Origin of the sequence: Ideonella oryzae, from assembly GCF_024055665.1 — a bacterium.
GTDB lineage: Bacteria > Pseudomonadota > Gammaproteobacteria > Burkholderiales > Burkholderiaceae_C > Ideonella > Ideonella oryzae.
Window position 1 is genome coordinate 534949 of the sequence record NZ_JAMXMC010000001.1, and the last position, 11388, is coordinate 546336.

Here is an 11388-nt window from a genome sequence, read left to right on the forward strand (position 1 = left end):
GCGCCAATGGCGCCCAGAAAACCCATTGCACCCCAGGGGGCCTCGACAAGCCACGAAGCGATGCGCGCTTGCTTATCCGCTTCCCGCAGAAGCCGCGCGCGTCAGCGGCGCCCCTGCTTCAGGACGATCTGGTCATAGACGCCACCGTCGTCGAAGTGGGTCTTCTGCGCCTTCTTCCAGCCACCGAACACCTCGGCCACGGTGAAGGTGTTGACCGGCGGAAAGTCCTTGGCGAAGGCCTTGAGCACCTTGGCGCTACGCGGGCGAAGGTGGTGGCGCGCGGCGATCGTCTGCCCCTCCTCGGACCACAGCCACTTCAGGTAGGCCTCGGCCACCGCACGGGTGCCACGGCGGTCCACCACCTTGTCGACCACCGACACCGGGTTCTCGGCCAGCACCGTCCAGCCGGGATAGACCACATCGAAGTCGTCGCCGAACTCGCTGCGGATCAGCGGCACCTCGCTCTCGAAGGTGGCCAGGGCATCGCCCATCTTGCGCTGGGCAAAAGTGGTGGTGGCGCCGCGCCCGCCGCCGTCCAGCACCGGCACGTTGGCGAAGATGCGCTCCACCAGCGCACGCGCCGCGGGCTCGCCCGCGCCGCCCTTGAGGGCCGCCCCCCAGGCCGCCAGGTAGCTGTAGCGCCCGTTGCCCGAGGTCTTGGGGTTGGGGATGATGACCGAGATGCCCGGCCGGCCCAGGTCCGTCCAGCTGCGGATGGCCTTCGGGTTGCCCTTGCGCACCAGGATCACGCTGACCGAGGCGGTGGGCGCGCTGTGGTCGGGCAGGCGGCTGGCCCAGTCGGCCGGCACCAGGCCGCCACGCTCGGCCAGGATGTCGATGTCGCTGTCCTGGTTCATGGTGATGACGTCGGCCTCCAGGCCATCGATCACGCTGCGGGCCTGCTTGCTGGAGCCGCCATGGGACTGCCGCAGGTCCAGCGCCTGGCCGGCGGTCTTGAGCCAATGGGCCGCGAAGGCCGCGTTGTAGGCCTTGTAGAACTCGCGTGAGACGTCGTAGCTGACGTTGAGCAGGCTCACGGGAGCGGTGGACGCCGCGCGCGCCCAAGGGGCGAGGCTGGCGACAGCGGCAAGGCCCGCTCCCTGCAGGAGGCGGCGCCGACGGACAGAAAACGACATGCGCAATTTCCGGATGACGGCCCGCGATGGCGGACCTTGGCCGGGCGATTCTGGTGGCCGCCGGCCCGGACCGGAACGATGGATTCGTCATGAGCTTGTGACCCGCAGGCACATGGGGCCGAGCGGCCATCACGCGGTCATGTACGCGCCATCGCCATGCGCTTTCCGCGCATCCAAACGCGTTAATCGACGTGGTGCGGCGCAACGTGATGCGCTGCAATGAATGCGTCTTTGATCCGCATCACACCATGACACACACCCCGCTTCGCCTGCTGACCCTCGCCACCCTGCTCGCCGGACTCTGGGCCTCCGCCTGCGCGGGCGCCCTGAAGATCGGTGTCGTGCCCGGCGCCTACAGCGACTCGGTGACCGCCGCCGCCAAGGAGGCCAAGAAGCAGGGCATCGACGTCCAGGTCGTCGAATTCACCGACTGGACCACGCCCAATGTGGCGCTGGACCACGGCGACATCGACGCCAACTACTTCCAGCACCAGCCCTTTCTGAGCAACGCCATCGCCAAGCAGGGCTTCAAGCTCAAGAAGGTGGCCACCGGCATCCTGTCCAACATCGGCCTGTACTCGCTCAAGCACAAGTCCATCGCCGAGATCCCGGTGGGCGGCAAGGTGGCCATCGCCAACGACCCGGTCAACCAGGGCCGCGGCCTGCTGCTGCTGCAGAAGGCCGGGCTGCTCAAGCTCAAGCCCGGCGTGGGCTACCTGGGCACGCTCAAGGACATCACCGACAACCCGAAGAAGCTGCAGTTCGTCGAGGTGGAAGGGCCGCAGCTCAGCCGCATCACCGGCGATGTGGACCTGGCCCAGGGCTACCCGCACTTCATCGTCGCCTCCAAGGCCTTCGACGCCTCCAGCGGCCTGGTCTATTCCGGCGTGGAGGACGCGCAGTTCGCGGTCAGCTTCGTGGCCCGCAGCGACAAGCCCGAGAGCCCCGACCTGAAGAAATTCATCGAGATCTACCGCCAGTCGACTGAAGTGCGCAACGTGATCCGCAAGGCCTTCAACAACGACGACCGGCTCTATGTGCTGGCCTGGCTGAACGAGAAGTGAGGGAGCGCCGCGCCATGAAGAACACTTTGCATCGCATTGGCCATGGGATCAGCCTGACCCTGGGGCTGGCCTTCGGCCTCATCGGCGCCAGCCTCGGCGCCCAGGCTGGCACGCTGAAGATCGGCGTGGTGCCCGGCGTGTTCGCCGACACCGTGAAGATCGCCGCCAAGGAGGCCCAGAAGGAAGGCCTGGAGGTGAAGATCGTCGAGTTCACCGACTGGACCACGCCCAACATCGCGCTCAACGCCGGCGACATCGACCTCAACTACTTTCAGAACCAGGAGTTCCTGGCCAACGCCAACGCGGCTCAGAAGTTCGACCTGAAGCCGGTGGAGCCGGGCATCCTGTCCTACATCGGCCTGTACTCGAAGAAGTACAAGCGCGCCGCCGACCTGCCCCAGGGCGCGCTGGTGGCCATCGCCAGCGATCCGGTCAACCAGGGCCGTGGCCTGCGCCTGCTGGAAAAGCTCGGCCTGGTGCAGCTCAAGCCCCAGGCCGGCCTGCTGGCCAGGCTCAGCGACATCGCGGCCAACCCCAAGCAGCTGAAGTTCAAGGAAGTGGATGGCCCGCACCTGGCCCAGGCGACGCAAGACGTGGACTTGGCCCAGGGCTACCCCTACTTCATCATCGCGGCCAAGGCCTTCGACCCCTCCAGCGCCCTGGTGCTCTCGCACGGCGAGAGCGACCGCTTCGCCATCCACTTCGTCGCCCGCGCCGACAAGGTGGGCCAGCCGGACGTGAAGCGCTTCATCGCGATCTACCAGCAGTCGCCCGCGGTGCGCGCCTACATCGACCAGTTCTACGGCGGCGACAAGCGCCTGTACCGCCTGGCCTGGCTGCCCACCACACCGGCCACCGCCAGCGCCGAAGCCGCGCCCGAGCCGAAGAAGGGAGGTGCGCTGTGAGCCTGTCACTGCTGCAACGCGCCACCTTGGTGGCGCCCGAGGCGGCCCTGGCCAGCCCGGCACAGGCCCCGGCGGAAGCGGAGGCTGCGCTGCCCCACCGCGGCGGCGGCGCCGTCCGCTTCGAGGCGCTGGGCAAGACCTACCTCAGCGGCTCCGGCCCGGTGCAGGCCCTGCAGGGCATCACGCTGGACATCGCGCCCGGCCGCATCTTCGGCATCATCGGCCGCAGCGGGGCCGGCAAGTCCAGCCTGCTGCGCACCATCAACCGGCTGGAGCAGCCCAGCGAGGGGCGCGTGCGGGTCGACGGTGTGGACATCGCCACGCTGGACGCCCGGGGCCTGGTGGCCCTGCGCCGACGGGTCGGCATGATCTTCCAGCACTTCAACCTGCTGTCGGCCAAGACGGTGTGGGACAACGTGGCCCTGCCGCTGCGCGTGGCCGGCGTGCCGCGGGCCGAGACCGAGGCGCGGGTGAACGAGGCCCTGTCCCTGGTGGGCCTGGAGGCCAAGCACCACGTCCATCCCCAGCGCCTGTCGGGCGGGCAGAAACAGCGCGTGGGCATTGCCCGCGCCCTGGTCACCCGGCCCGAGATCCTGCTGTGCGACGAGGCCACCTCGGCGCTGGACCCGGAAACCACGCAGTCCATCCTCGCCCTGCTCAAGGACATCAACCGGCGGCTGGGCATCACGATCATCCTCATCACCCATGAGATGAGCGTGATCCGCGAAATCGCCGACGAGGTGCTGGTGCTGGAACAAGGCCGCATCGCCGAGCACGGTCCCGTGTGGCAGGTCTTCGGCGAGCCGCGCCACGACGCCACCCGCGCCCTGCTGGCCCCGCTGCAGCACGAGCTGCCGGACGACCTGAAGGCCCGCCTGCAGGCCACTCCGCCGCCGCTGGGCACGCCTTCGCAGCGCATCCTGCAGCTCAGCTACACCGGGGCCGACGGCCTGGAGCCGGACTTCGCCGCCATCGGTCAGGCCTTGCAGCAGCCGGTGCGCCTGGTGCACGGCGGGGTGGACCGCATCCAGGGCCATGCCCAGGGCCGTCTGCTGATCGCGCTGGACAGCGCCCTGCCCCTGCCGCCGCTGGCCACGCTGACCAGCGGCCCGCACCCCATCGCCCACCACATCCAGGAGCTGGGTCATGTCGTTTGAACTCTCGCTGGAGCCCGGCACCTACCTGGATGCCCTGCTCGACACGCTGCAGATGGTGGTCGTCTCGGGTGGCTTCGCCCTGTTGGCCGGCATTCCGCTGGCGGTGCTGCTGATCGCCACTGCACCCGGTGGCTTCCGGCCCGCGCCCCGCATCCACCGCGCGGTGGGCAGCGTGGTCAACGGCTTTCGGGCCACGCCCTTCATCGTGCTGCTGGTCGCGCTGATCCCCTTCACCCGGCTGGTGGCGGGCACCACCATCGGCGTGTGGGCGGCCATCGTGCCGCTGGCCATCAGCGCCACGCCCTTCTTCGCCCGCATCGCCGAGGTCAGCCTGCGCGAGGTGGACCCCGGCCTGATCGAGGCCGCCCAGGCCATGGGCTGCCAGCGCTGGCACATCGTGCGCCATGTGCTGCTGCCCGAGGCCCTGCCCGGCATCGTCGGCGGCTTCACCATCACCCTGGTCGCGCTCATCAGCTCCTCGGCCATGGCCGGTGCGGTGGGTGCCGGCGGCCTGGGCGACCTGGCCATCCGTTACGGCTACCAGCGCTTCGACACCCAGGTGATGGTCCTGGTGATCGCCATCCTCATCGCCCTGGTCACGCTGGTGCAGTTCAGCGGCGACCGCCTGGTGCACTGGCTGCGCAGCCGCTGACCCCACCCCGAGCGCGCACACACCACAAAACACCCCATGAGTACCCCATGAGCACCGACACCCTGCTGCCGCCCCGGGCGGGCGACCCCGCCGACCACGCCACCGCTGACGCCACCCGCCTGCCCCGCCCCCCGTCGCCCCCGCGCCGCCTGAACACGACGGAGGAAGCCCTGGACGCCGCCCAGGCCCTGGCCGCCGTCTTCCGCACCGGCGCGTCCGAGCGCGATCGCACACGCCGCCTGCCCTGGGACGAGATCGAGGCCTACACCGCCAGCGGCCTGGGCAGCATCACCGTGCCACGGGCCTATGGCGGCCCGGAGCTGCCCTTCACCACCCTGGCCCAGGTCTTCGTCACCCTCTGCGCGGCCGACCCGGCCCTGGGTCAGATCCCGCAGAACCACTTCGGCGTGCTGGGCATCCTGAAGGAAGCCGGCAGCGAAGCCCAGAAGCAGCGCCTGTTCGGCGAGGTGCTGGCCGGCTGGCGCCTGGGCAATGCCGGCCCCGAGCGCAAGTCCAAAGCCAGCCCCACCATCACCCAGGGCGCCACCACGCTGCGCGACACACCGGCCGGCCAGCGCCTGACCGGCCACCGCTACTACTCGACCGGCGCCATCTTCGCCCACCGCATCCCCACCCGCGCGGTGGACCAACAGGGGCGTGCCGTGCATGTGTGGGTGCCCCGCACGGCCCGCGGCGTGCGCATCGTCGACGACTGGTCGGCCTTCGGCCAGCGCACCACGGCCAGCGGCAGCGTGGTGTTCGAGGATGTGCCCATCCTGCCCGAGGATGTGCTGCCCCTGTGGCCGCTGGCCGATCGCCCGGGGCTCTACGGCCCCAGCTCGCAGCTGATCCAGGCCGCCATCGACCAGGGCATCGCCCAGGCCGCGCTGGACGATGCGCTCACCTTCGTGCGCGAGAAGGCCCGGCCCTGGGTCGATTCCGGCCTGGAGCGCGCGGTGGACGACCCCTATCTGATCGGCGAGGTGGGCCGGCTTCAGATCGAGCTGCACGCCGCACACGAGATCCTGCTGGAAGCCGCCCAAACCCTGGACGAGGCGGCTGCCGCACCGGTGACGGCCGAATCCAGCGGCCGCGCCTCGGTGGCCGTGGCCGAAGCCAAGGTGCTGACCACCCGCATCGCGCTGGCCGCCAGCGAGAAGCTGTTCGAGCTGGCCGGCTCGGCCGCCACCCGCGCGGCCCACAACCTGGACCGCCACTGGCGCAACGCCCGCGTGCACACCCTGCACGACCCGGTGCGCTGGAAGCTGCACCTCATCGGCAACCACCGCCTCAACGGCGTGCTGCCGGCCCGCCATTCCTGGAACTGAACCGCCGCGGCGCCCCCACACCATGCCCCTGTTGTACGAACCCGTGCCGGTGGACAGCCACCCGGCCCCCGCCGCGGCACCCCGCCAGGTGCCCCACCGCATCCAGACCGATGCCGAGGCGCTGGCCGTGGCCCGCCGCGTGGCCGCCGAGCTGGCCCCCGGTGCTGCCCAGCGCGACCGCGAGCGCCTGCTGCCCTGGACCGAGCTGGACACCTTCGTGGCCAGCGGCCTGTGGGCCATCACTGTGCCCAAGGCCCTGGGCGGTGCCGGCGTGTCGGCCGGCACCCTGGCCGAGGTGACCGCGCTGATCGCCGAGGCCGACAGCTCGCTGGGCCAGATCCCGCAGAACCACTTCTACGCGCTGGAGGTGCTGCGCGTGGGCGGCAGCCCGGCCCAGCAGCGCTTCTTCTACGGCGAGGTGCTGGCCGGCCGACGCCTGGGCAATGCCCTGGCCGAGATCGGCCACAAGGACTTCCAGCGCCGCACCCGGCTGATCCCCGACGGCGACGGCTGGCGCGTCCAGGGCCGCAAGTTCTACTGCACCGGCGCGGTCTACGCGCACTGGATCCCGACCCTGGTGGTCGCCGAAGAAGCGGGCCGGCCCCTGCAGTACCTGGCCTTCGTGCCGCGCGACGCCCAGGGCGTGGACATCACCGACGACTGGGACGGCTTCGGCCAGCGGGTGACGGGCAGCGGCTCGGTGGCCTTCGACCACGTGCGGGTCGAAGCCGACTGGGTGGTGCCCTTCCAGACCTCCTTCGAGCGCCCCACCACCATCGGCCCGGTGGCCCAGCTGCTGCATGCGGCCATCGACCTGGGCGTGGCCCGCGCCGCGCTGGCCGCCACCCTGCCCTTTGTGCGCGAGGAAGCCCGGCCCTGGATCGACGCCAAGGTGGCCCGCGCCGCCGAGGACCCGCTGCTGATCCAGCAGGTGGGCGAAACCACGGTGCAGCTGCGCGCCGCCGAGGCCCTGCTGCGCAGGGCCTCCCGCTTCGTCGACGCGGCCCAGGCCGCGCCGGGCGAGCGCAGCGTGGCCGAGGCCTCCATCGCCGTGGCCGAGGCCCGGGTGCAGACCACCACCGCCGCGCTGGACGCGTCCACCCGCCTGTTCGAGCTGGGCGGCACCGCCGCCACGCTGGACCACCGCGGCCTGGACCGCTTCTGGCGCAACGCCCGCACCCACACCCTGCATGACCCGGTGCGCTGGAAGTACCACGCCGTGGGCAACTTCTTCCTCAACGACCGCCTTCCGCCGCGCCACGGCGCGCTCTGAGCCATGTCTGCACCCAAACGCCTGCTGGTCAACGCCTTCAACATGAACTGCGTGGGCCACATCCACCACGGCCTGTGGACGCACCCGCGCGACCGCTCCACCGAATACAACACCCTCGGCTACTGGACCGACATCGCCCGGCTGCTGGAGCGCGGCCTGTTCGATGGCCTGTTCATCGCCGACATCGTCGGCAGCTACGACGTCTACCAAGGCGGGCTGGACCTGACCCTGCAGGAGGCCATCCAGCTGCCGGCCAACGACCCGTGGATGCTGGTGTCCGCGATGGCTGCGGTGACCCAACACCTGGGCTTCGGCCTGACGGCCAGCACCGGCGCGGAGACGCCCTTCACCTTCGCCCGCAAGGCCAGCACGCTGGACCAGCTGACCGGCGGGCGCCTGGGCTGGAACATCGTCACCGGCTACATCGACAGCGGCGCGCGCGCCCTGGGCCACGAGCGCCTGGTGGCACACGACCTGCGCTACGACCAGGCTGACGACTTCCTGGCCCTGTGCTACCGGCTGTGGGAAGGCAGCTGGGAGGACGATGCCGTGCGCAAGGACCGCGCGCGCCGCATCTACGCCGACCCGGCCCAGGTGCATGCCATCGCCCACGACGGCCCCTTCTACCGCTCGCAGGGCGTGCACATGTGCGAGCCCTCGCCGCAGCGCACGCCGGTGCTCTACCAGGCCGGCACCTCGGGCCGCGGCCAGCGCTTTGCGGGCGAACATGCCGAGTGCGTGTTCATTGCCGCCAACGACCCCGCCGCCGCCCGTGCCACCGCGGGCCGGCTGCGCCAGAGCCTGGTGGCCGCCGGCCGACGGCCCGAGGACGTGAAGATCTTCGTGGCCCTGTCCGTGGTGGCCGGTGCCACCGAGGCCGAGGCGCGGGACCGCCATGCCGAGTACCAGCGCTACGCCAGCCCCGAGGCCGGCCTGGCCCACTTCGCGGCCAGCACCGGCGTGGACTTCGCCCGCTACGGCCTGGACGACCCGATCGACTACAGCGGCTCCAACGCGATCCAGTCGGCCGGCCAGACCGCCCAGCAGCGCGGCTGGACCACCCGCCGCCAGCTGCTGCAGCAGTTCACCCTGGGCAGCCGCTACCCCACCCTGGTGGGCAGCGGCAGCCAGATTGCCGACGAGCTGGTGCGCTGGCTGGACGAAGGCGACATCGACGGCATCAACCTCAGCCGCATCGTCGTGCCCGAAACCTGGGCCGACTTCATCGACCACGTGGTGCCCGAGCTGCAGGCCCGCGGCCGCTACCGCACCGCTTATGACGAAGGCACGCTGCGCCACAAGCTGTTCGGCCAGGGCGACCGGCTGCCCGCGGCCCACCCCGCCGCCGCCGTGCGCGGTCTGGCCACCCAGGCCAGCCCCAGCGCAGACACGGCACGCCCGGTGAGCTTCACCGGCGCCTGACCGGTGCTCAGGGGCGGGTCTGTCGCTTGCGCTCCCGCAGCATGAACAGGTAGAGCCCCTCGACCTTCTCGCGCGCCCACGGCGTCTTGCGCAGGAACTTCAGGCTCGACTTGACGCTGGGCTCGAAGGCGAAGCAGCGCAAGGGGATGCGCGCGTCCAGGCCCTCCCAGCCGTACTCCTCACTCAGGGCCGTCACGATGGCTTCCAGCGTCAGGCCATGCAAGGGATTGCGCGGCTGTGCCGGCGGCGGAGCGGGCGGTGATGCGTCGTTCATGAGGCGATTGTCGTCGGCTGGGGGTCGGGCGACTTGAGACCGGAATCGGCCAGGAGCGGCCGTCACTCACCCCCCCCGCTTGGGGGGGCACGTCCCGACGTTGGCTGCCTAGTGGCATCCACAAGTTGATGGACTCGCTCACACTCCGTTTCGATGAGCCATTTGTCGCTCTGTTACGCAGTGATACCGTGTGAGGAAGTGATCAAAAATTCAACAGAGACAGTCACTTGGCGCAGGTGCAATCGGGGATGTTCGGGAGCATCCCGGTTGTTGGTGGCGCAAAGTGGGGTCGATAACTAGTTGGGCATCACATGAAAGCCACTGAGCGCCCCGGCGGGGCGATGTGGCAGCCGGGCCAAATGCATGCCGTCGTCTTGCACGCCTTCTGCCTGGTGGCAATGCTCTCGGTATCGAGCGTCGTGCCAGCTCGAAGCCGAGCCGAGCGCTCCGTCAAGCGTCTCTGCCAATCGGACTCGACGGATTGAATGCAAAGACCGGCATGCATCTCTGCCGCTTGAGGCCCATGGGTGCCCAATCGCACGCAGGTCTGCCAGGTGTTCGGTGAGTGAATTCAAGGCAAACTCCTTGCCGTTTGCCGTCAGGTCGAAGGGAGTCTCATCGTGAGCGTCAGTCGTTTCCCGAAACTGCCGCCGCCAAGCGGGCCAGTCGCCAAGATTGGCCTGCCAAGAGTGGTGCTACTGGCCCGCCTGATGCCCAACCCCTCCGTCAAGGGGACGTCTTGCGGCAGGCCGCAAGCCGCCCCTTACGTCGAACGTTAGAGGTCTCGACACGTGAAGAACTACTGGGGCGCCGTCGTCACACAAGAAGACATGTCACTTCATGACGTTGCTGCTGAACTGAATCGCTTCCTCTTTCCAGTCAAGCTCGAGGAGACTGACAGATTTGATGAGGTGCCTGGGTTCGTAGCAGACCGTTCCGGTCGCGAACGCTTCGTCCTTCAAGGTGTTCCGCTTGATCTGCCTGCCGATGCTCCCGCATCAGAGCGATACAACTACTTCTACTTCCGTTGCTCCGAGCCCGAAATTGAAACTCTGCCCCCTAGTCTGCGCAACCTTCCGCGCGATGCAGAAGTTGGGAGGAACGGCTATTCAATCATCAGTGAATACCTGTGCCAGAGGCTCTGCGAGAACACAAGGCTGCGCTGTGAGCCAGACCTCTAACCCCTCAGTCGAGGCGACAAATTGCAGCAAGCTGCAATTTGCGCCTCACCTCGAACGTTAGGCCGCTACATATGACACGCACCAACTCATGGGACGGCGCAGCAGACAGTGCGTTCGATCAAGACTTTGCCGATGGATTTATCGGTAAATACGTTCTCATTGGCATCACGCATGTCACTCACGATGGCGAGTTCATCCACCAAGAGCAACTGCACGGAACCATTAAGCACGCGTCAGCCAACGGCATCGATATAGCGCTAGCCGGCGTCAATGAAGGAAAGGACTGGCGCATGCCGCCCATGCTTGAAGAGTTCGATCCAGCCGAACCAGGCGTTTACGAGCTCAAGTCAACTAGCGAAGTTGTTGACAACCCCGACTTCACGCTAATGGTCACCATTCGCGCGGCGAACAGGAGCTGACGTGCTTGTTTACGGCCCCGCTCATCTCACACAACCGCACCGGCCTAACTGGGCGTTGCAGGGGACGCCTCCACCACCGCTCGCTTCGGCCGCGCCAAGCTCGCGCCCCTGAACTTTGGCGTTAGGCCACTCATATGTCGCAGCTAGAAAACATGAGCTTTGATCCAGGCAATGGCGTCATGTTCACTATCGAACATGACGGGGCGCCTGTTCGCTGTTTTGTTGAACAAGCCAACGAGTGGCTAAAGCAAAAAGAAGGCTCCGTCAAAAATTTTCCTGAATTGGTCCTGCGTTACTCCAAGGTCATCCGTGCGGCTGCCGCAAAGAAGGCTGCACAGGCCGCAATGCCAATGGATGCATGGGGGCACCTCATCACTGCCGAAGACCTGCGCTCTGCACAGCAGGGGATGCGAAGTGAATGATCGGTCGCAAACAGTCCGTGGCCTAACTGGGCTACAGGGACTTCCCCCTCGGTCAAGCAGAACCCGGCTGTTTTCTCCTTCCCAAGCGGTATTTGAGATTCCCGGTGAATCGTCGGCCTGACAGGTGCTGCTGAGGACACCACGAGAGACAGACT

12 protein-coding genes are annotated in these 11388 nt (G+C 68.2%); 10 read left to right on the top strand and 2 right to left on the bottom strand.

Going from position 1 to position 11388, the window contains the following annotated elements:
- Window positions 1-101: 101 nt before the first annotated feature.
- On the bottom strand, window positions 102-1136 hold the full coding sequence (locus M0L44_RS02575) for a sulfate ABC transporter substrate-binding protein (protein ID WP_252768036.1): 1035 nt from the start codon (window positions 1134-1136) through the stop codon (window positions 102-104).
- A gap of 248 nt (window positions 1137-1384) precedes the next feature.
- Between M0L44_RS02575 and M0L44_RS02580 the strand changes: the two genes are divergently transcribed.
- Genes M0L44_RS02580 through M0L44_RS02610 form a run of 7 tightly spaced genes read left to right on the top strand, consistent with a single transcriptional unit; the run spans window position 1385 to window position 8937 of the window.
- Complete coding sequence (locus tag M0L44_RS02580) at window positions 1385-2200, top strand: MetQ/NlpA family ABC transporter substrate-binding protein (RefSeq protein ID WP_252768037.1); 816 nt, start codon at window positions 1385-1387, stop codon at window positions 2198-2200.
- Between the two features lie 14 nt (window positions 2201-2214).
- A complete protein-coding gene (locus M0L44_RS02585) occupies window positions 2215-3105 on the top strand; it encodes a MetQ/NlpA family ABC transporter substrate-binding protein (protein WP_252768038.1) in 891 nt (296 codons plus the stop codon).
- Window positions 3102-4262, top strand: a complete 1161-nt coding sequence (locus M0L44_RS02590; RefSeq protein WP_435526376.1) for a methionine ABC transporter ATP-binding protein — start codon at window positions 3102-3104, stop codon at window positions 4260-4262. Before M0L44_RS02585 ends, M0L44_RS02590 begins: the two co-directional genes overlap by 4 nt.
- Window positions 4252-4914 carry a methionine ABC transporter permease gene (locus M0L44_RS02595; protein ID WP_252768039.1) on the top strand — a complete coding sequence of 221 codons (663 nt, stop codon included), beginning with the start codon at window positions 4252-4254 and terminating at the stop codon, window positions 4912-4914. The genes M0L44_RS02590 and M0L44_RS02595 overlap by 11 nt, the downstream gene beginning before the upstream one ends.
- 47 nt (window positions 4915-4961) lie before the next feature.
- Window positions 4962-6242: an SfnB family sulfur acquisition oxidoreductase gene (locus tag M0L44_RS02600; protein WP_252768040.1), complete on the top strand. Its 1281-nt coding sequence runs from the start codon at window positions 4962-4964 to the stop codon at window positions 6240-6242.
- A 22-nt stretch (window positions 6243-6264) separates the two neighbouring features.
- Window positions 6265-7515: an SfnB family sulfur acquisition oxidoreductase gene (locus M0L44_RS02605; RefSeq protein ID WP_252768041.1), complete on the top strand. Its 1251-nt coding sequence runs from the start codon at window positions 6265-6267 to the stop codon at window positions 7513-7515.
- A gap of 3 nt (window positions 7516-7518) precedes the next feature.
- The gene (locus M0L44_RS02610; RefSeq protein ID WP_252768042.1) at window positions 7519-8937 is read left to right on the top strand and encodes an LLM class flavin-dependent oxidoreductase; all 1419 of its coding nucleotides are present in this window, start codon (window positions 7519-7521) and stop codon (window positions 8935-8937) included.
- 7 nt (window positions 8938-8944) lie between these two features.
- Here the strand turns inward: M0L44_RS02610 and M0L44_RS02615 are convergent, their stop codons facing one another.
- Window positions 8945-9211, bottom strand: coding sequence for a VF530 family protein (locus tag M0L44_RS02615; RefSeq protein WP_252768043.1), 267 nt, complete (start codon window positions 9209-9211; stop codon window positions 8945-8947).
- A gap of 791 nt (window positions 9212-10002) precedes the next feature.
- On the opposite strand from M0L44_RS02615, the gene M0L44_RS02620 reads away from it, so the two are divergent.
- From M0L44_RS02620 to M0L44_RS02630, 3 genes are all read left to right on the top strand, one after another.
- Window positions 10003-10392: a hypothetical protein gene (locus M0L44_RS02620; protein WP_252768044.1), complete on the top strand. Its 390-nt coding sequence runs from the start codon at window positions 10003-10005 to the stop codon at window positions 10390-10392.
- A 71-nt stretch (window positions 10393-10463) separates the two neighbouring features.
- Window positions 10464-10811, top strand: coding sequence for a hypothetical protein (locus M0L44_RS02625; RefSeq protein ID WP_252768045.1), 348 nt, complete (start codon window positions 10464-10466; stop codon window positions 10809-10811).
- 152 nt (window positions 10812-10963) lie between these two features.
- On the top strand, window positions 10964-11233 hold the full coding sequence (locus M0L44_RS02630) for a hypothetical protein (RefSeq protein WP_252768046.1): 270 nt from the start codon (window positions 10964-10966) through the stop codon (window positions 11231-11233).
- The last annotated feature ends 155 nt before the right edge of the window (window positions 11234-11388 follow it).

Bases quoted from the DNA above. Each gene is read 5' to 3' on its own strand.
- M0L44_RS02575 (WP_252768036.1), bottom strand. From the start codon at position 1,136: ATGTCGTTTTCTGTCCGTCGGCGCCGCCTCCTGCAGGGAGCGGGCCTT.
- M0L44_RS02580 (WP_252768037.1), top strand. From the start codon at position 1,385: ATGACACACACCCCGCTTCGCCTGCTGACCCTCGCCACCCTGCTCGCC.
- M0L44_RS02585 (WP_252768038.1), top strand. From the start codon at position 2,215: ATGAAGAACACTTTGCATCGCATTGGCCATGGGATCAGCCTGACCCTG.
- M0L44_RS02595 (WP_252768039.1), top strand. From the start codon at position 4,252: ATGTCGTTTGAACTCTCGCTGGAGCCCGGCACCTACCTGGATGCCCTG.
- M0L44_RS02600 (WP_252768040.1), top strand. From the start codon at position 4,962: ATGAGCACCGACACCCTGCTGCCGCCCCGGGCGGGCGACCCCGCCGAC.
- M0L44_RS02605 (WP_252768041.1), top strand. From the start codon at position 6,265: ATGCCCCTGTTGTACGAACCCGTGCCGGTGGACAGCCACCCGGCCCCC.
- M0L44_RS02610 (WP_252768042.1), top strand. From the start codon at position 7,519: ATGTCTGCACCCAAACGCCTGCTGGTCAACGCCTTCAACATGAACTGC.
- M0L44_RS02615 (WP_252768043.1), bottom strand. From the start codon at position 9,211: ATGAACGACGCATCACCGCCCGCTCCGCCGCCGGCACAGCCGCGCAAT.
- M0L44_RS02625 (WP_252768045.1), top strand. From the start codon at position 10,464: ATGACACGCACCAACTCATGGGACGGCGCAGCAGACAGTGCGTTCGAT.
- M0L44_RS02630 (WP_252768046.1), top strand. From the start codon at position 10,964: ATGAGCTTTGATCCAGGCAATGGCGTCATGTTCACTATCGAACATGAC.